The organism is bacterium (assembly GCA_016873475.1).
Classification (GTDB): Bacteria; Krumholzibacteriota; Krumholzibacteriia; order JACNKJ01; family JACNKJ01; genus VGXI01.
The window spans coordinates 1-18261 of the sequence record VGXI01000046.1 but is presented as its reverse complement, the minus strand read 5'-3'; the positions used below and the strand labels follow the sequence as shown (position 1 = coordinate 18261).

Below are 18261 nucleotides of genomic sequence, written 5' to 3'. Positions count from 1 at the left end.
AGCTACGTTGAGTCTGCTCCGCCTGAGGCCTAGTTGCCCGCCGCTACCAGCGCGTAGACCACCGGCAGCAGGATGCCGATCAGCATCAGCACGCCGCCGCGGCCGATGAGGCCCTTGCGGCCCCGCACGAGGAAGATCCCCGTCACGGCGAGCACGATGACGACGCCGGCGTAGACGTCGGCGACGCCCGTCCAGACGCGCTTGCCGGTGTTCAGCCCCATGAAGTTCATCTGGAAGAGCCAGGGCCGCTTGGCCACGGCCTCGCGCTGGTACTCGCCAGTCGTGAGGTTGACGTCGATCTTGCTGCCGCCGTCGAGGAAGACGGTCAGGAAGTTCTCGCCCGAGCGCCAGGTGCTCTTCACGGCCAGCTCGGGGTCGCGGCCGCGCAGGTGGGCGAGCACGAGCGGCTCGATGAGCGCGGTCTCGCCCGTGCCCGGCGCCGCCATCCGCTCGACGACCCGCGTGCGCGAGTAGTTCGCGTCCCAGTGGTGGACGTGGTTCAGCGCGAGGCCGCTGATCGCATAGACGAGGGTGAGCCCCACCGCGAGGAAGCCCAGCTCGCGGTGGAGCCAGAGGCAGACCTTTCGAAAACGCCCCATCGAGCCGAGACTAGCCCTTGTGCTGCGGCCTGTCGGCGCCCTCGAGCGTGCGCTTCTCGCCCTCGGCGGGTTTCGGCGCGACGGCAGTCTCCAGCGCCACGGCGCCCGTGCCCGTGAGCTGGTAGAGCGTCATGCACTCGGTGACGTGCTCGGGGTTGAACGCCTCGCCCTTCTTCTCGGCCTGGGCGCCGCAGTACTTCTTGGTCGTCTCGAGGTCCAGCTTGTTGGCGGTCCAGACGCCCTCGGCGATCACGGTGGAGCCCAGGATGTTCGCCGGGAAGACGATGACGCCATCTTCCACCTTGACCCGCACGGTCTCGCCTTCCTTCTCCGAGGCGATGTTGATCCAGCAGCCGCGGTGCTCGCAGACGCCCACGACCAGGCCCTGCACGCGCACGGTCTGCCCGACGTGCGCATCCGGGTGGGCGATCAGCTCGCTCACCGGCAGCGTCGTCTCGCGGGAGCTGACGCCCTTGCCGTAGACGGTCTCGCCGGCGAGGCTGAGGGCGGGGACGAGCAGGGCGAGGCAGGCGGCCAGAACGATTCCCTTGCGCATGGGCGCGTCTCCTTCGGGCTGTGGTTGAGGCAGTAGTCTAGCAGCTATCCGCAACAAGGTGAAGGGGATCCTGAACCCACGCAAGGGCTTGGGGTTCCCGAAATGGACCTCTTTTTCCTCAACCGGCGCGCTCGAACAGCCGATCTCCTGGCCGGTGCGCCGGCTTCCGGCCGGGGGCGGCGCCCATTTCGCCGTCCGGGGAAGGGAGGCCCATGCTCAGCCTGCACGAGGACCGCCTAGCCAACGTGATCGCCCAGCGCCGCCTGCTCGGCGAGGGTGAACTCCACGCCCTCGAGGCGCGCGCTCAGGGCTCGGGCAAGAGCGTCGAGGAGACGCTGCTCGCCGAGGGCGTCTTCAGCCGGCGCCAGCTCTTAGAGATCCTTGAGAACCAGTACTTCTGCCCCTCGGTCGAGCTGCCGGCGAGCTGCCCCGATCCCGCGGCGCTGCAGCTCCTGCCGCAGGCGCTTGCCGAGCGTCACGACTGTCTGCCCGTGGACAGCCAGGGGGGCGCCCTGCGCGTCGCCTTCGCCGATCCCGACGACAAGGCCGCCCGGGAGGCGGCGTCCCGCGCGGCCGGCCGCGAAGTGCTGCCGCTCGTGACCCTGCGCGGCGAGCTGGCCCAGCGCCGCCGCGAGTGGTACGCGAGCCAGGCGAGGGCGCTCGCCGAAACCGGCCGGCAGCCAGCCGCGCCGCCCAGCGCGCCCGCGCCGCGCGCGGCCGTCGAGCCCATCGCCGGGCTCGAGGGCAAGCCGCCGACGGAGCTGGTGGACGTCCTCCTCAGCGCGGCCGCTCGCCGCGGTGCCACGGACATCCACGTCGAGCAGACCGAGGACGCGCTCGCGCTGCGCCTGCGCCTGGACGGCATCCTGCACACGGTCGCGCGCCTGCCGCGCGAGCAGGGTCCGGGCGTCGTCTCGCGCCTGAAGATCCTGGCCAGCCTGGACATCGCCGAGCACCGCCTGCCGCAGGACGGGCGCTTCAGCACCCGCGACGGGGATCGCGCCTTCGACCTGCGCATGAGCGTGCTGCCCGCGCAGTACGGCGAGAAGGTCGTCCTGCGCCTGCTCGAGAAGAAGCCCGAGCTGCTCGACTTGGCCATGCTGCGCCTACCGCCGCCGATCATGGAGTCCTTCCGCGAGTTCCTCGACAACCCGATGGGCTTCTACCTGGTCTCCGGGCCCACGGGCAGCGGCAAGACGACCACGCTCTACGCCGCGCTGCAGTCGCTGGACCGCGAGGCGCTGAACATCGCCACGCTCGAGGACCCGATCGAGTACTCGCTGCCGGGGCTTACGCAGACGCAGGTGAACGAGGAGGCCGGCCTCAGCTTCGCCGCCGGCCTGCGCTCGCTGCTCCGGCAGGACCCGGACGTGATCCTCGTCGGTGAGATGCGCGACCTGGAGACGGTCGAGATCGCCTGCCGCGCCGCGCTGACCGGGCACAAGGTGCTGAGCACCATCCACACGAACGACGCCTGCCAGGTGATCACGCGCCTGCTCGACATGGGCACGGCGCCGCACCTGATCGCAGCGACCCTGCGGGGCGTGCTCGCCCAGCGACTCGTGCGCAAGGTCTGCCCGCAGTGCAGCGAGCAGTACACGCCCAACGACACGGAGCTCGCGCTGCTGGGTTATCCCGACAATGCCACTCTCGTGCGCGGCGGTGGCTGCGCGCACTGCGCCGGCAGCGGCTACAAGGGCCGCATGGGGATCTACGAGTACTTCAAGGTGGAGGAGGACATCCACCGCTTGATCCTCGATCGCGCTTCGTCCTACGCGATCCGCTACGCGGCCAAGCGCGCCGGCATGATCCTGATGGCCGACTACGCGAAGCGCGCCGTCTTGGCCGGCGACACCACGATCGCCGAGATCCAGCGCGTCGTCCTCTCCGAGGCGCCGCGCGATCAGCTCTGCCCGAACTGCCAGCGCGTGGTGAACCTGGACTTCAGCGTCTGTCCCTACTGCCAGACGACCCTCAAGGAGACCTGCCACGGCTGCGGGCGACCGGTCGAGCCGACCTGGGAGAGCTGCCCGGCCTGCGGCCACCACCTCGAGCGCGAGTGGGAGCGGGTCTACTGCCGGCACTGCCTGGCGCCGGTCCGTCCGGAGTGGGAGAGCTGCAGCTTCTGCGGAGGTGCGCTGCGATGAACCTCGGCAAGGACCTGATGCCCACCGGCATCCCCGGTCTCGATCACTTGCTCGGCGGCGGCCTCGTGCGCGGCAACAGCCTGCTCGTCGAGGGCCCGCCCGGCAGCGGCAAGACGACCGTCGCCCTGCGCACGCTCTACGAAGGCGCCATGCAGTTCGGCGAGCCGGGGCTCATCCTCACCTTCGAGGAGTTTCCGCGGCAGATCTACGAAGAGGCGCTCGCCTTCGGCATGGACCTGGCCGCGCTCGAGAAGCAGGGCAGGCTGCGCGTGGTCTGGACGCCGCCCGAGCGCATCCTGCAGGGCTTCACGGGCAAGAGCGACCTCGTCGAGAACATCGTGCGGGAGCTCGGCGTGCGGCGCCTGGTCATCGACAGCATCACGCACTTCAAGCGTGTGGCGCACGCGGAGACCGACCTGCGCGAGACCCTGGCCGAGATCCTCAACTTCCTGAAGCTCAACGGGATCACGGCGCTGCTCGTCAAGGAGCTCGAGCGCATGGACGATGCGACGATCGCCTTCGAGGAATACCTCGTCGATGCGAGCCTGCGCGTCTACAACGCGCGCTCCGGCCATGGGGGCGACAACGAGCGCTTCATCGAGGTGCGCAAGACGCGCGGGCAGGCGCACGTGTCGGGCCTGCACCCCTTCGAGCTGGGCGAGGAGGGCGTGGTCGTCTACCCGCGCCTGCGCCCCGAGGACGTGCGGCGCAACGCGGCGCCGCCGATCGCGCGCCGCCAGCGCGTTCCCTTCGGCGTCGAGGGGCTGGACGCCATGCTGGGTGGCGGCTTCTGGGAGGGTTCCTTCAACCTGGCCGCCGGCTATCAGGGCACAGGCAAGACCGTGCTCGCCTACCACTTCATCGACGAGGGCCTGCGCCGTGGCGAGTGCTGCCGCATGGTGGTCTTTGGCCGCCGGCCCGAGGACCTGCTGCGCGAGGCGGCCAGCCTGGGCTTCGCCTGGGAGGGGTCGATCAGCGAAGGTCGCCTGTGCGTGGATACCTCCACGCGCAGCGGCCTGAGCATGGAGAAGCTGCTCGGCGCTCTCGACGCGGGACTGCACGCCGATCCGCCGCAGCGCTTCGTGCTCGAGTCCCTGGACGACCTCTTTGCGCTGCCCGGCTGGGAGCGCAGCGCGGCCGACGGTGTGCAGGTGCTGCGGGCCCTGCTCGCCGACGTCGGTGCGACGGCGCTCTTGCTGCACCGCGCGCAGGGACTGGCAGGCGACCTCATGGACGCTGCCCGCGAAATCGGCGAGTTCACCGACGGCATCCTGCAGTTCTCACTCGCCGAGAACGAGGGACGGCTCTGCCGCTTCATCAGCGTGCGCAAGCACGCGGGCAGCGATCACGCGAAGGAGCTGCGCGAGCTGGCGATCGGTCCTGGCGGCATGCAGGTGGCGGCCGCGGGCGGCCGCCACCGGGGCATCCTCACCGGGCAGCTCCAGCTCGCGCCGGCAGAGGTCGCGCCCGAGGTGCTGCCGCGCATCCAGTCCGTGCGCGAGCTCTTCCCCGATCTGCTGGCCGCGGCCGGCCTGCCGGAGGAGCTGCGCAGGCGCGTGCTCGCCGCACGCCGGGAGCTGGCCCTGGCGGATGTCGTCCTGCAGGAGACCTTCGGCCGCACGCGCTTCACGGAGCTGGCCAATCGCCGGCAGGAGGAGCCGAATCCGGAGCCCACGGGCGGTCGCCGCTAGACGGCCGCCTCAGGCGAGCTCGGGGCGATCGCGCCGGCCCGGGCTCGTTTCAGGCGAGCTCGGGACGATCGCGCCAGCCCGGGCTCGTTTCAGGCGAGCTCGGGGCGATCGCGGTAGAGGTCGAGGGCCTCGGGGTTCGCGAGCGCCTCGGTGTTCTTCACGGGGCGCCCGTGGATCACCTCGCGCACGGCCAGCTCGGAGATCTTGCCGCTTCGCGTGCGCGGGATGTCGGCCACCTGCGCGATCACGGCCGGCACGTGGCGCGGCGTCGTGTGCTCGCGGATCCGCTGGCGGATGCGCTGCTTGAGCGCCTCGTCGAGCGTGAGCCCGGTGCCAAGGCGCACGAAGAGCACCACGCGCTGATCGCTCTCCACATCCTGGCCGACGACGATCGCCTCCTCAACTTCGGGCACCTGCTCCACCTGCCGGTAGATCTCGGCCGTGCCGATCCGGATGCCGCCCGGGTTCAGCGTGGCATCGCTCCTGCCGTAGATGACGATGCCGCCGCGCTCCGTCAACTCCACGCGGTCGCCGTGCCGCCAGACGCCCGGGAAGTGCTCGAAGTAGGCGGCGCGGTAGCGGCTGCCGTCCGCGTCGCCCCAGAAGCCGATCGGCATCGAGGGCGCGGGCGCCGTGCAGACCAGCTCGCCCGGCGCGCCGACCAGCGGACGGCCCTCATCGTCCCAGACCTCGACCCGCATGCCGAGGCCGCGGCACTGGATCTCCCCGCGCCAGACCGGCAGCAGCGGGTTGCCCAGCATGAAGCAGGAGACGATGTCCGTGCCGCCGGCGATGCTCGCGAGGAGGAGATCGGCCTTCACCTCCTGGTAGACCCAATCGAAGGACTCGGGCGCGAGCGGCGAGCCCGTCGAGAGCAGCGTGTGCAGCGCCGAGAGATCGTGCGTGCGCCGCGGCGCGAGGCCGGCCTTCTTGCAGGCGTCGATGTACTTGGCGCTCGTGCCGAAGTGGTGGAGCCCCTCCTCGGCGGCCAGGTCCCAGAGCGCCTCCAGCCGCGGGTGGAAGGGGCTGCCGTCGTAGAGCACCAGCGTGGCCCCCGTCGCGAGGCCCGTGACCAGCCAGTTCCACATCATCCAGCCCGTCGTCGTGAAGTAGAAGAGACGCTCGCCCGCCCGCAGGTCCGTGTGGAGGCGGTGCTCCTTGAGGTGCTGGAGCAGCGTGCCGCCCGCACCGTGCGTGATGCACTTGGGCCGGCCCGTCGTGCCCGAGGAGTAGAGGATGACCAGCGGCTGCGCAAAGGGGAAGCGCGGGAACTCGGGCTCGCCCGCGGGCGCGCTCGCGAGGAAGGCCGCGAAGTCCTCGGCGCCGGGAATGGCTGCCGGCTCCGTGCCGCCCGTGTCGCGGATGACCAGGGTCTTCTCCACGCTCGGCAATCCGGCCAGCACCGCGCGCAGCTTCGCCTCCGAGCTGTGCACGACGCCCTTGTACAGGTGCCCGTCCGCCACGATGAGGAATTTCGGCGCGATCTGGCCGAAGCGGTCGACGACGCCCTCGACGCCGAAGTCCGGCGAGGCCGAGGACCAGATGGCGCCGAGCGAGGCCACGGCGAGCGCGGCGACGATCGTCTCGGGTAGGTTGGGCACGAAGGCGGCGACGCGGTCGCCTTCGCCCAGCCCCGCCGCGCGGAAGGCGCGCTGCAGGCGGCCGACCTGGGCGTGGAGTTCAGCGTAGCTGAGTTCGCGGCGGAGGCCGTCCTCGCGCCTGAAGATGATCGCCGGCGCCGCGTCGCGCCGCCAGAGCAGGTTCTCGGCGAAGCTGAGCTGCGCGTCCGGGAACCACTGCGCGCCGGGCAGGCGCCGGCCGTCCACGAGAACTCGCGCGCCCGGCTCGCCGCGCACGCCGCAGAAGTCCCAGAGGGCGCGCCAGAAGGCGCCGGACTCGGCGATCGACCAGCGGTAGAGTGCGGCGTAGTCCGCGTGACCCTGCGCACGCAGGAAGGCCATCATCTGCGAGGCGTCGGCGCGGGCGGCGGGCGGCGTCCAGAGGGGGGTGGCCATGCGCGTCCCCGCTAGCGCGCCGCGCGCTCGGCGGCGCTGGGCAGGCGCCACTCGCCGGCGTCGAGGGCCGCGTACTCGGCCACGAAGCGCTGGGTCGCCTCCTCGACGCCGCGCAGCAGAGCCGGCGGATCGGCCGGAAAGGCGAGCCGCTCGATGAGCGCACGGTCGGCGGGCGGGATGTCGCGATCGAGGTAGCGCCAGCCGTAGTCGTAGCGCTCGGGGCAGTGGCGCAGGCGCAGCAGCTCGACGAGGGGCTTGAGGACGAGCGCCTGGTAGAAGGCCGCCGCCTCGGCGAGGTGCCCTCGCCGCACCGCCTTCTCCACCATGGGCGCGAAGAGCGGCACCGTGCTGCGCATCGTCGCCAGGCGCGCGGCAGCCTTGGCGAGGTGCTCTTCCCAGTCGAGGGGTGGCGGCGCCAGATGGCCGCCGCGGTCGAAGAGCACCAGCGCCTCCCCGTGCCGCTCGCGCTCGAGGAGGCGCGCGCTGGCCAGCTTGCTGGCCGGGATCACGGCGAAGTCCACGAGATGATTGGGGTCGGCCTCCGCGAGCTGGAAGAACTCCTGCGAGAGGCCGTGCCAGGCCGGCTCGGGCAGGCGGTAGGAGCGCGCGATCGGCGAGAGGGTCTCCAGTGCCTGCCGGACGGCGACGAAGACGGCCTCCACGTGCGCGTCCGGCACGATGGCCTGCAGGTCCACGTCCGAGTACTCGTCCGTGCGGCCCGTCGCGTCGCTGCCGCCCAGCCAGGCGGCCAGCACCTCGGGGTCGGCGGCCAGGGTCGCGCTCACGGCGTCGATGATTCTCTGGCGGCTCACCCTCAGCCTGCCCATGGCGACCTCCCTGCCGGATCGGGCCAGGGTAGGCGCTCGGCGGCCGCCGCGCCAGCCGAAAACGCCGCCCGGCGGCTGTAACCTTCCGCGCGCGAATCGGTCATACTCCCCGCGCCGGGCGGGATCCGGCGCCGCCCCCTTTCCCCCGAGGAGCCGCGTGACCGGTAGCTGGAGCCAGGCCTACCGCCGCCACGGCGAGGAGATCCGCGCCTACCTCACCCGCCGCCTGCCGCGGCCCGAGGAGGCCGAGGACCTCACCCAGGAGACCTTCCTGCGCGCGATGGCGGCCGAGGGCCGTCTCCGCGATCCGGGCGCCCTGCGCGGCTACCTCTTCACGACGGCGCACAACCTGCTCGTCAATCACCTGAGCCGCCGGCGCCTCGTGCAGGTGGAGAGCGACCTCGCCGAGGGGCAGAGCCTGGAACTGGTCGCTGGCACCGGCGCTGCGGGCGGGGACGCGGGTCCCGCGGCAGTCGCTCACGGCCGCGAGCTGGCCCGGGCCCTGGCGGCGGCACTGGCCGGGCTGCCGCCGGAACAGCGCCTCGCCTTCACGCTGGGCCCTCTGGAGCGGCGGCCCTATGCGGAGATCGCCGGCCGCACCGGCTGGAGCTTGAGCAAGGTGAAGATCAACGTCCACCGCGCGCGCCGGCGACTGATCGCGGAGCTCGGCGCGCACGCCCCGGCGGCCCCGGCCGGCGGGGTCGAGAAGGAGGCAAGGGCATGACGCGCTGCGAGCGGATGGAAGTGCTCATCTCGGCGCTCCTCGACGGCGAGGCCGCGGCGGCCGAGCAGCGGGCGGCCCTGGATCACCTGCTCGACTGCCCCGACTGCCGGCGCTTCTACCAGGAGGCCAGCGCCCTGCAGGCGCGCCTGGACCTGCTGGCGCCCGCTGCCCTGCCGCTGGCGGCGCCCGCGCACTGGCGGCGCGTCGCGAGCGCTCGGCACTGGCTTCCGGCCGCGGCCCTCGTCGCCGCACTGGCGCTGGGCGCGGCGCTGGGCGCCCGCCTCGGCGCCGGCCCGCGGCTCGCGCTGCCCGCGGGGACCGAGAGCTTCGCCGTCGCCCTCGGCAGCGACCGGGACGCCCTCGACGACCGCGAGTTCCTGGCCCTCACCCTGCGCCTCCTGCGCGCCGATCCCCGCTACCACCGCGAGCTGGCGGCCGTCCTCGCCCAGCTCGCGCCGCCGGCTGGCGGCCGCGAGGCGACCGGCGGCGATTTCGAGCTGACGAGCGAGCCCGTCGCGGGCGAGGAGTCCGCAGGCGGCGCGCGCGCCATCTACTAGCACGACGAAAGGAGCACCCCATGCACAGCCGACTCGCGAGCGCCTGCGCCCTCTTCGCGCTCATCGTGCCGGCGGCGGCCCTCGCCGCCGGGCAGTCCAACGAGGGCTTCCTCCACGGCAGCATCCGCAGCGACGCCGGGCGCGAGTACACGGGCTTCCTGCGCTGGAACACGGACGAGGAGGCCTTCTGGGACGACCTCTTCCAGTCCGCCAAGCAGGACCTGCCCTACCTGGAGTCGGTGTCGGAGAAGGACCGCGAGGGCGGCCGGCCGAAGAAGCACACGAACATCAAGATCTTCGGCTTCAAGGTGAACGTGGAGTCCGACGGCTGGGCCGGCCCGGGCTCGCGCGTCTTCATGGCGCGCTTCGGCGACATCGAGAGCATCGCCGTGACGGGATCGAACGCCGCCCGCCTGACGATGAAGGGCGGCGAGCGCATCGACGTCGAGGGCTACGCGAACGACGTCGGCGCGACGATCCTCGTGCGCGACGCTGCGCTCGGCGACATCGAGCTGGACTGGGACAAGATCGACACGATCCGCTTCGCGGCCGCCCCGCGCGGCGCCGAGCCCGGCGCCCAGCGCCTCCACGGCCGGCTGGTCACGCCGCAGGGCGAGTTCACGGGCTTCATCCAGTGGGATCAGGAGGAGTGCTTGACGAGCGACCGCCTGGATGGCGAGACCGAGGACGGCGACATCGCCCTGGCGATGGGCAGCATCGCCCGCATCGAGCGGCGCAGCAGCCAGGGCTGCCTGGTCACCCTGAAGGATGGCCGGGAGTACGTCCTGCGGGGCACCAACGACGTCAACGCCGAGAACCGCGGCATCATGGTCGAGGACCCGCGCTATGGGCGCGTCGTCGTCGCCTGGCGCGAGTTCGACCGCCTCGAGTTCAGCGAGAGCCCGACGAGCGGCCGCGCCTACGGCGACTACGGCCGCGCGAAGCCGCTGAGCGGCACCGTCGTCACCCGCGACGGCAAGACCCGCAGCGGGCGGCTGGTCTACGACCTCGACGAGGCGGCGAGCTGGGAGCTGCTCAACGGCGACTGGCGCGACCTCGAGTACAACCTGCCCTTCGCGCTGATCAGGCGGATCGAGCCGGGGCGCGACGAGAGCCGGCTCGTCCTGCGCGGCGGCGAGACCCTGCGCCTGGAGGGCAGCCAGGACGTCACCGCCGACAACGACGGCCTGCTCGTCTTCGACCGCGGCGAGGCGGATCCCATCTACCTGCCCTGGCGGGAAGTCGAGAGCATCGAGCTGGCCGACTAGGCGAGAAGTCCTCGACAGCCCGTGCGCGCGCCGCCTATCCTCCACGCCGGGTTGCCCCACCGGCGAGGAGGAACCATGCAGGTCCGCGCCTGGAACTGGCAGCAGTACGCTCGGCGCAGCACGCCGCCGGGCGCCTCCCCGGGCACCCTCGCGCCGCGCACGGGCGCTCAGCCGCCGCGCCTCGCCTACCTGCGCTACGGGCCGGGGCTCCCGCTCGCGGAGAGCCGCGACTGCGACCTGGCGACCCTGCGCGAGCTGGCGGGCGGCCCCGGCGTGCTCTGGGTGGACGTCGAGGGGCTCGGCGACAGCGCCGTGCTCGAGGCCGTGGGGGCCCTCTTCGGCCTGCACCCCCTGGCCCTCGCCGACGTCGTCAACCTGCCGCAGCGGCCGAAGGCGGAGGTCTACGGCGAGCAGGTCTTCATCATCACCCGCATGCCGGCCGCGACGCTGCCCCTGGACAGCGAGCAGGTCAGCCTCTTCCTCGGCCCGGGCTTCGTGATCACCTTCGGCGAGAAGGAGGGCGATGTCTTCGGCCCGCTGCGCCAGCGCATCCGCGAGGGGCGGCCCGCCCTCGTCGAGGGCGGCGCCGACCACCTCGCCTACTCGCTGATCGACGCCATCGTCGATGCCTACTTCCCGCTGCTCGAGAGCTATGGCGAGGTCCTGGAGGACCTCGAGGAGGCGATCCTGCTGCGCCCGCGCCAGGAACTGGTGCCGCGCCTGCACCACCTCAAGCGCGAGCTGCTCAACCTGCGCCGCTTCGTCTGGCCCCTGCGCGAGCTGCTGGCCGCGCTGCACCGCGACGACATTCCCCGCATCGCCCCCGCCACGCGGCTCTACCTGCGCGACTGCCACGACCACGCCGTGCAGCTCATGGAACTGGTCGAGAGCTACCGCGACATGGCGGCGAGCCTGATGGACCTTTACCTCTCGAGCGTCAGCCACCGGCTGAACGAGGTGATGAAGGTGCTCACCATCATCGCCACGCTCTTCATGCCGCTCAGCTTCATCGCCGGCGTCTACGGGATGAACTTCGACACCCGCTCGCCCTGGAACCTGCCGGAGCTAAGCTGGCGCCTGGGCTACCTGTTCGCGCTGGCCCTGATGGCGGCGGTGGCGATCGGCATGCTCGTTTACTTCTGGCGCAAGGGCTGGTTCGCCGGCGGCGAGGTGCGGCGCCGGCGCTGAGGCCAATCCGGACCGCGGCCTCCCCGCGGAATCCGCGCTTGAGCCGGGGCCGCCCCTCACCGATGATGTACGCCGAGAGGGCGGAGCTGCTCTTGCCGATCTGCGCGCGCGAGGCTTGCGCTTCCTGTCGACGGACATCTTCATCCCGATTCCGAAGCCGGAGGTGGCGCATGGTCGCCGAATCCCGCATCGAGGTGGACAGCCTGGGCGAGATCGCCGTGCCGACCGCCGCCTACTACGGCGCCCAGTCCGCGCGGGCAGTAGCCAACTTCCCGATCGGCCTGGCGCGCTGGCCGCGGGCAATGATCGCCGCCCTCGGCGAGATCAAGGCCGCCGCGGCGGCGACCAATGCCGAGCTGGGCGCGCTGCCGGCCGACCTGGCGGCGCTGATCGAGACCGCGGCGCGCGAAGTGGCGGCAGGCAGGCTCGACGCGGAGTTTGTCGCTCCGCTCTGGCAATCGGGCAGCGGCACCCAGCTCAACATGAACGCCAATGAGGTGATCGCCGGCCGCGCCAACGAGCTGGCCGGCGCCGGGCGCGGCGGCAAGCGGCCCGTGCACCCGAACGACCACGTCAACCGCAGCCAGTCGAGCAACGACGTCATCCCGACGGCACTGCACCTGGCCGCGGCGGGGGAGATCGCGGGCCGCCTGCTGCCGGCCCTCGCGCAGCTCGAGGCCGTGCTGGCGGAGCGCGCGGCGGCCTTCGCGGATGTGATCAAGATCGGTCGCACGCACCTCATGGACGCCGTGCCCCTCACGCTGGGGCAGGAGTTCTCGGGCTGGGCCGCTCAGGTGGGGGCGGCGCGCGCGCGCGTGGCGGCCACCTTGCCCGAACTCCACGCGCTGGCCCTGGGCGGCACGGCCGTGGGCACGGGCCTGGGCGCCCCGCCCGGCTTTGCTGAGCGCGCGATCGCGCGGCTCGCGCAGGCGACGGCCCTGCCCCTCGTCCGCGCCGCGAACCTCTTTGCCGCGCAGGGCGCCCACGACGCGGTCATCGCCGCGAGCGGCGCCCAGCGCGACCTCGCCGTGACCCTCATGAAGATCGCCGGCGACATCCGCCTGCTCGGCTCGGGGCCGCGCGCTGGGCTCGGCGAGCTGGTCCTGCCGGCCAACGAGCCCGGCAGCTCGATCATGCCGGGCAAGGTGAACCCGACCCAGGCCGAGGCCCTGGCCATGGTCTGCGCGCGAGCCATCGGCAATGACGCCGCCGTGGCGATCGGCGGCCTCGCCGGCCACCTGGAGATGAATGCCGCCAAGCCCCTGCTCGCCCACTGCCTGCTCGAGTCGACGACGCTGCTCGCAGACGCCGCGGCCAGTTTCGCCGCGCGCTGCGTGGCCGGCATCGAACCCGACGGGACCGCGATCGCACTTCACCTCGAGCGCTCCCTGATGCTGGTCACCGCGCTGGTCCCCATCGTCGGCTACGACCGGGCGGCTGCCGCAGCGCGCAAGGCTCACGCCGAAGGCACGAGCCTGCGGGAGGCTGTTCTTGCCCTCGGCCTCATGGACGCGGCGGAACTGGACCGGAGACTCCGTCCCGAAACGATGGTCCCACGCCCCGGGTAGTCTGGACTGGGACGATTGCGGTCGAATTGCCCACTGTGAAGGATGGCGTCCTGGCGGCAAGCCTCGCCGTTCTGGAAAACCAAGAAAACGGGCAAAAATACCAAAAATACTGGAAATCGGAATCCAGAGGCTCTAGTCTGCTAGCGGCCCTGCCGGCTCGGTCGACGAGGGACTCGCCTGCCGACTGGAGCCCCTGTCAGGAGGTGGCCGATGAAAACGGCGCGCGCCGTGGCGATTCCCCTGCTCCTGCAACTCGCCCTCGGCGGCGCCGCCCGCGTGACCCTCCCCGTCGCGCAGGCCGAGGAGTATCCCGTTCCGCCGCCGCCGCTCTCGGATGGCATCTTCCCCTGTTCGGACTGCCACGCGGACCTCGAGCCCGATCCCACGCCGCGCGTGCTGGGGATGCACGAGGAGATCGTGGAGCGCTTCCACCACGCCGAAGCGCAGCGCTGGTGCCTGGACTGCCACAATCCCTCCGATCGGGACAAGCTGCGGCTGGCCAACGGAGAGCTGATCGACTTCGGCGAATCCTACAAGCTCTGCGGCCAGTGCCACGGCACGAACTTCCGCGACTGGAGGGCCGGGGTCCACGGGAAGCGGACGGGCATGTGGAACGGACGCAAGGAATACCGCTTGTGCGTGCACTGCCACGATCCCCATCGACCCCGCTTCGCGCCGATCGCCCCGGAGCCGGAACCGCGGCGCCCCTGGGCCATCGACACCGCCAGCGAAGGGGAGCCCAGCGCCCCGCCTCCTGCCCACGGCCAGCACGGGAGCGAGTGATGTCGACGACACGCGATCCCCACGATACGATCAGCCGCCGCAGTTTCCTCAAGCTGGCCGGCCTGGGCAGCCTGGCGATCCCCGCCGGCAGCGCCGATGCCTCCATCTGGGAAGCGTTCTTCCGCAAGAGCTTCCGCGAGATGAACCGCGACGAGGTGGGCGCGATGCTCGAGCGCCTGGAGCGCCGCTATGCCGAGGAACACGGCTACCAGCTCGCGGTCAAGGTCACCGGCCCCCTGCCGGGGGTCAAGTACGGCTACGGTCTCGATCTTTCGCGCTGCGTCGGCTGCCGGCGTTGCGTCTACGGCTGCGTGCAGGAGAACAACCAGTCGCGGGACCCGCAGCTGCACTGGATCACGGTGCTGCGCTTCGCCAAGGGCGAGAAGTGGGTGAACGACCTCGAGCGGGCCGACGCCTACTACCATGCCGAAGCGGTGCCCGAGGACGGCTACTTCTACATGCCCGTGCAGTGTCAGCACTGCGAGGATTCGCCCTGCGAGAAGGCCTGTCCGACGAAGGCGACCTGGCGGGAGCCCGATGGCATCGTCGTCATCGACTACGATTGGTGCATCGGCTGCCGGTTCTGCATGGCGGCCTGCCCCTACGGCGCGCGCCGATTCAACTGGGGCGAACCCGGCCTGCCCGCGGCCGAGCTCAATCCGGACACGCACTATCTCGGCAATCGGCCGCGCCCGAAGGGGGTCGTCGAGAAGTGCAGCTTCTGCATCCAGCGTGTTCGCGAGAACCCGGGCCGTTATCCGGCCTGTGTCGAGATCTGTCCGGTCGGCGCGCGGAAGTTCGGCAACCTGCTCGATCCCGCGAGCGAGATCCGCTACTGCATCGACAACAAGCGCGTGTTCCGGCTCAAGGAAGACCTGAACACGAACCCGAAGTTCTTCTACTTCTTCGCCACCTGAGCCGAGCGCCGCGGAGGCTGTGATGCGCAATTTCCTGGCGGCCCTGCGCATGGTGCTGCAGGGCAATCGCTTCTACTACGCGTGGCTCGGCCTGCTGCTGGCCTTGATCGCCCTGGGCATCATCGCCTACTTGCGCCAGCTCGAGGCGGGGTTGATCGTTACGGCGATGCGCGATCCCGTCTCCTGGGGCTTCTACATCTCGAACTTCACGTTCCTGGTGGGCGTTGCCGCGGCGGCCGTGCTCCTCGTCGTGCCGGCCTACATCTACAACTTCAAGCCGATCAAGGAAATCGTGCTCTTCGGCGAGCTGCTGGCCGTGGCGGCCATGGTGATGTGCATGCTCTTCGTCATCGTCGACATGGGCCATGTCGACCGACTCGCCCATCTCCTGCCTGTGATCGGCACCATGAACTTCCCCTCGTCGCTGCTCGCCTGGGACATTCTCGCGCTCAGTGGCTACCTGCTGATCAATCTCTTCATCTCCTTCTACGCGCTCTACAAGATGGCGCACAGCCGAGACTACAGCCTGAGCATCATCAAGCCGCTGATCATCCTGTCCATCCCCTGGGCGGTGAGTATCCACACCGTCACGGCCTTCCTCTACAACGGCCTTTCCTCGCGGCCCTTCTGGAACGCCTCGATCCTGGCCCCACGTTTCCTCGCTTCCGCCTTCTGCTCGGGCCCGGCGGTGATGATCCTGATCTTCCAGATCGTGCGCCGCGTTTCGCGGATCGACATCGACAACAAGGCCTTGTTCAAGATCGCCGAACTCATCGCCTACGCGATGGGCATCAACCTCTTCCTCTTCGCCGCGGAGTTCTTCAAGGAGTTCTACTCGGGCAGCGTTCACCTGGCGCCGATGCAGTACCTCTACTTCGGCCTGCACGGGCACAGCCCGCTCGTGCCCTGGATGTGGACCGCCTTTCTCTTCAACCTCTGCGCGTTCCTGATCTTCCTCAACCCGCGTTCGCGACAGAACTTCCTCACGCTCAACCTGGCCTGTGTGCTGGTCATCATCGGCGTCTACATCGAGAAGGGAATGGGCCTGGTGATTCCCGGCTTCGTGCCGAGCACCCTGGGTGAGATCTACGACTACTCGCCGAGCTGGGTGGAGAAGGGCGTCACTGTCGGAATCTGGGCGCTGGGGGCGCTGATCTACACGCTGCTGCTCAAGTTCGCGATGCCCGTCTACACCGGCGCGCTGCGCTTCTACGCCAAGGACTGAGCGCTTCGACTCCCGGTCGACTCAGGCATCGGCGACCGCGTCGGCGCCGCTGCCGGCAAGACCCTCGCGCCGGCGCAGCAGCCACGGGGCGGCGATGAGGGCGCCCCCGTAGCAGGCACAGCCGAGGAACAGCGTGGTCGCGTTGCCCTGCTTCAGGCCGAGCAGGAGGGCGAGTCCGCCCAGCACCAGCACGGGGTAGACCAACCACCGCATTTCGCGAAACACGATGCCACGCCCGACGCCGGCTAGTGCCACGGCAGCGGCTGAGAGCACGAGGACGCGCGCCGCAACCGTGGCCGCCGCCAGGTTCTGCAAGCCCCAGCCGCGCGCGGTGTGTACCAGCAGGCTGGTCGCCAGCCCAGCCAGGCAGATGACGATCGCCAGCAGCACGAAGACCCGCGGCACCCGAGCCCGGTCCCGCGTGTTCCGACGCCCTTGGGCGATGACGAGCGTGGCGTAGGTGAGGACCGTCCCCAGCAGGACGGCGAGCAGCGCCGCGCCCGGTCGCGAAGTAACGCGCCCCGCGGGGGCCATGAAGGCGTCGAATCCGAGGCGGAGGAGTCCGCCGTACCAGGCGGCGGCAAGGGTGAAGAGCGCGCTGTGCACGCGCAGGGTGATGCGGTCGTAGCGGCCGCCGAGATAGGCGGTCGTCAGCGCCAGCGCGCACCAGATGAAGGCGAGGATCGCACCCTGTGCGAGGAGGCGGCTGCCCGTGACGATGAGCACGAACGCGAGGGTGGTGTAGAAGATGAAGTTGCGACCGCGCCCGAGGCGGCGGTCCACGAAGGAGAACGCGACGATGTAGCAGGCGGCGGCGGCGATGAGCGTGACGATGCCGAGTGCGCCACTGCCCGAGCCCACGGCCTGGGCGATCCGCACGGCGCCTCCGAAGCCGATGGCCAGGGCGGCAGCCGACTGGACGACCTCGAAGGGAATGACATCGCGCTGTCGCCAGAGCGTGCGGAGCGCGAAGCTGCCGAGGTAGACGATCAGCAGCCCGCCGGGGAGCGCCTGAGCGCGCGCGATCGAGAAGCCGGCGTAGCGCTCGGGGACGCCGGCGGGGCTGGCGGCGATGGACACCATGAATAGCACCATGAAATCAGCCGTGGCGGCTGTCAGCCAGCGCAAGCCCCGCCACTTCTTACCGTAGCCGAGCCAGACGCTCGCAAGCCCCAGGAGCAGGAGCAGGGCGACGGTGGGTTCGACGGTGCGTGTCGCGAAGACGAGGGCGATGCCGGCAAGCAGGGCGCCCGCAACGAACACCCACGCCACCAGCTGAAGGTTGCGACGCCACGCGACGACCAGAGCGACCCCGGCCATCACTCCAGCGAGGAGGACGGCGAAGGGCGCCGGCAGGGCACTGAAGCGCGTGGGCGCTTCCCAGAGGATCGGAAACGCGATGAGGGCAGCCGTGACGCCATAGAGTTGGGCGCGGACTGTCTTGCCCCCCGCCGCGGCGCGGTCGCTGAGCAGCACCCAGAGGAGCGCGTAGGCAAGACCGAAGACGATGCCCCCGGTCAGCGGCAGCAGTCGCGCATCGGTCAGCGAGCGGAGCATGAAGGCGCCGGCCATGACGAGGAAGGCGCGCCCGAGATCGGCGGGCGTCAGCGTGGGCCCACCCCGCCCCTCTGCGGCCCTCCCCCCCGTCGCCGAGCTCAGGCCGGAGTCCTCCTTGCGGGCCGCCCCAATGGCGCCCCTGCCGGCCACGGCCGCCTCCAGTTGGGCGACGCGCTGCTCGAGTCGCTCAACGGCGCTGCTGAGGGCAGCGAGTCGATCGCTGTCCGAGCTCCCGTTGGGGTTCATGCGGCCTCCCGGAGAAGGGACCTCTTCGACTGCGAGGCCCACCTGAACTCGCATTTTATCGCAACCCAGCCGCATTCAAGGAGTTGCGACTGCAAATCGGCGCGATATCCGAGTCTTTCACAGATCGTTGGATGGGGCAAGCCGATTCGGAGCGCCGGGGCCGGTGAGGCGGGCTTCGCAGTGCCGCCGGCGCGAGCGCCGTTTCTGGCGCCCGACGGCCTAGCGCGCGGGCGCCCGACGGCCTAGCGCGCGGGCGCCCGCCGGGCGTGGCGGCGGGCCTTCCAGGTCTCGATGACCATCGGCAGCAGCGAGAGGCCGATGATCGCCAGCACGGCGATCGAGAAGTTCTCCTTCACCACCGGCAGGCCGCCGAAGTAGTAGCCGAGCAGGGTG

General features: G+C 70.8%; 15 protein-coding genes. 10 read left to right on the top strand and 5 right to left on the bottom strand.

The features are described from left to right. Positions 1 to 29: 29 nt before the first annotated feature. Both FJ251_05890 and FJ251_05885 read right to left on the bottom strand, forming a co-directional pair. Positions 30 to 599, bottom strand: a complete 570-nt coding sequence (locus FJ251_05890) for a hypothetical protein (GenBank protein ID MBM4117263.1) — start codon at positions 597 to 599, stop codon at positions 30 to 32. Positions 600 to 609: 10 nt separating this feature from the next. Beyond that, positions 610 to 1155 (bottom strand): DUF4920 domain-containing protein, encoded by a 546-nt coding sequence (locus FJ251_05885; GenBank protein MBM4117262.1) that lies wholly within the window; start codon positions 1153 to 1155, stop codon positions 610 to 612. A 212-nt stretch (positions 1156 to 1367) separates the two neighbouring features. On the opposite strand from FJ251_05885, the gene FJ251_05880 reads away from it, so the two are divergent. Both FJ251_05880 and FJ251_05875 read left to right on the top strand, forming a co-directional pair. Continuing rightward, complete coding sequence (locus FJ251_05880) at positions 1368 to 3302, top strand: type II secretion system protein GspE (protein MBM4117261.1); 1935 nt, start codon at positions 1368 to 1370, stop codon at positions 3300 to 3302. Then, entirely contained in the window at positions 3299 to 4993 is a 1695-nt protein-coding gene (locus tag FJ251_05875) for a hypothetical protein (protein MBM4117260.1), read from the top strand. Before FJ251_05880 ends, FJ251_05875 begins: the two co-directional genes overlap by 4 nt. Positions 4994 to 5082: 89 nt before the next feature. On the opposite strand, the gene FJ251_05870 is transcribed toward FJ251_05875, so the two are convergent. Both FJ251_05870 and FJ251_05865 read right to left on the bottom strand, forming a co-directional pair. Beyond that, entirely contained in the window at positions 5083 to 7008 is a 1926-nt protein-coding gene (locus tag FJ251_05870) for an acetoacetate--CoA ligase (GenBank protein ID MBM4117259.1), read from the bottom strand. A gap of 11 nt (positions 7009 to 7019) precedes the next feature. Next, entirely contained in the window at positions 7020 to 7703 is a 684-nt protein-coding gene (locus tag FJ251_05865) for a hypothetical protein (protein ID MBM4117258.1), read from the bottom strand. On the opposite strand from FJ251_05865, the gene FJ251_05860 reads away from it, so the two are divergent. From FJ251_05860 to FJ251_05825, 8 genes are all read left to right on the top strand, one after another. Beyond that, positions 7687 to 8559, top strand: a complete 873-nt coding sequence (locus tag FJ251_05860; protein MBM4117257.1) for a sigma-70 family RNA polymerase sigma factor — start codon at positions 7687 to 7689, stop codon at positions 8557 to 8559. The genes FJ251_05865 and FJ251_05860 overlap by 17 nt on opposite strands. Beyond that, positions 8556 to 9116, top strand: coding sequence for a hypothetical protein (locus FJ251_05855; GenBank protein ID MBM4117256.1), 561 nt, complete (start codon positions 8556 to 8558; stop codon positions 9114 to 9116). The genes FJ251_05860 and FJ251_05855 overlap by 4 nt, the downstream gene beginning before the upstream one ends. A gap of 20 nt (positions 9117 to 9136) precedes the next feature. Continuing rightward, positions 9137 to 10384 carry a hypothetical protein gene (locus FJ251_05850; protein MBM4117255.1) on the top strand — a complete coding sequence of 416 codons (1248 nt, stop codon included), beginning with the start codon at positions 9137 to 9139 and terminating at the stop codon, positions 10382 to 10384. Between the two features lie 75 nt (positions 10385 to 10459). Further along, positions 10460 to 11572, top strand: coding sequence for a magnesium/cobalt transporter CorA (gene corA / locus FJ251_05845; protein ID MBM4117254.1), 1113 nt, complete (start codon positions 10460 to 10462; stop codon positions 11570 to 11572). Between the two features lie 170 nt (positions 11573 to 11742). After that, complete coding sequence (locus FJ251_05840) at positions 11743 to 13140, top strand: class II fumarate hydratase (protein ID MBM4117253.1); 1398 nt, start codon at positions 11743 to 11745, stop codon at positions 13138 to 13140. 210 nt (positions 13141 to 13350) lie between these two features. Then, complete coding sequence (locus FJ251_05835) at positions 13351 to 13923, top strand: hypothetical protein (protein ID MBM4117252.1); 573 nt, start codon at positions 13351 to 13353, stop codon at positions 13921 to 13923. Next, positions 13923 to 14840, top strand: a complete 918-nt coding sequence (locus FJ251_05830; protein ID MBM4117251.1) for a 4Fe-4S dicluster domain-containing protein — start codon at positions 13923 to 13925, stop codon at positions 14838 to 14840. The genes FJ251_05835 and FJ251_05830 overlap by 1 nt, the downstream gene beginning before the upstream one ends. A gap of 22 nt (positions 14841 to 14862) precedes the next feature. Beyond that, positions 14863 to 16065, top strand: a complete 1203-nt coding sequence (locus FJ251_05825; protein ID MBM4117250.1) for a polysulfide reductase — start codon at positions 14863 to 14865, stop codon at positions 16063 to 16065. 21 nt (positions 16066 to 16086) lie between these two features. Here the strand turns inward: FJ251_05825 and FJ251_05820 are convergent, their stop codons facing one another. Beyond that, entirely contained in the window at positions 16087 to 17868 is a 1782-nt protein-coding gene (locus FJ251_05820; protein ID MBM4117249.1) for a hypothetical protein, read from the bottom strand. Positions 17869 to 18261 lie beyond the last annotated feature (393 nt).

Excerpts from the sequence above, each read along its gene's own strand:
- FJ251_05890 (MBM4117263.1), bottom strand. The coding sequence starts at position 599 with ATGGGGCGTTTTCGAAAGGTCTGCCTCTGGCTCCACCGCGAGCTGGGC.
- FJ251_05885 (MBM4117262.1), bottom strand. The coding sequence starts at position 1,155 with ATGCGCAAGGGAATCGTTCTGGCCGCCTGCCTCGCCCTGCTCGTCCCC.
- FJ251_05880 (MBM4117261.1), top strand. The coding sequence starts at position 1,368 with ATGCTCAGCCTGCACGAGGACCGCCTAGCCAACGTGATCGCCCAGCGC.
- FJ251_05875 (MBM4117260.1), top strand. The coding sequence starts at position 3,299 with ATGAACCTCGGCAAGGACCTGATGCCCACCGGCATCCCCGGTCTCGAT.
- FJ251_05870 (MBM4117259.1), bottom strand. The coding sequence starts at position 7,008 with ATGGCCACCCCCCTCTGGACGCCGCCCGCCGCCCGCGCCGACGCCTCG.
- FJ251_05860 (MBM4117257.1), top strand. The coding sequence starts at position 7,687 with ATGGCCTGCAGGTCCACGTCCGAGTACTCGTCCGTGCGGCCCGTCGCG.
- FJ251_05855 (MBM4117256.1), top strand. The coding sequence starts at position 8,556 with ATGACGCGCTGCGAGCGGATGGAAGTGCTCATCTCGGCGCTCCTCGAC.
- FJ251_05850 (MBM4117255.1), top strand. The coding sequence starts at position 9,137 with ATGCACAGCCGACTCGCGAGCGCCTGCGCCCTCTTCGCGCTCATCGTG.
- corA (MBM4117254.1), top strand. The coding sequence starts at position 10,460 with ATGCAGGTCCGCGCCTGGAACTGGCAGCAGTACGCTCGGCGCAGCACG.
- FJ251_05840 (MBM4117253.1), top strand. The coding sequence starts at position 11,743 with ATGGTCGCCGAATCCCGCATCGAGGTGGACAGCCTGGGCGAGATCGCC.
- FJ251_05835 (MBM4117252.1), top strand. The coding sequence starts at position 13,351 with ATGAAAACGGCGCGCGCCGTGGCGATTCCCCTGCTCCTGCAACTCGCC.
- FJ251_05830 (MBM4117251.1), top strand. The coding sequence starts at position 13,923 with ATGTCGACGACACGCGATCCCCACGATACGATCAGCCGCCGCAGTTTC.
- FJ251_05825 (MBM4117250.1), top strand. The coding sequence starts at position 14,863 with ATGCGCAATTTCCTGGCGGCCCTGCGCATGGTGCTGCAGGGCAATCGC.
- FJ251_05820 (MBM4117249.1), bottom strand. The coding sequence starts at position 17,868 with ATGAACCCCAACGGGAGCTCGGACAGCGATCGACTCGCTGCCCTCAGC.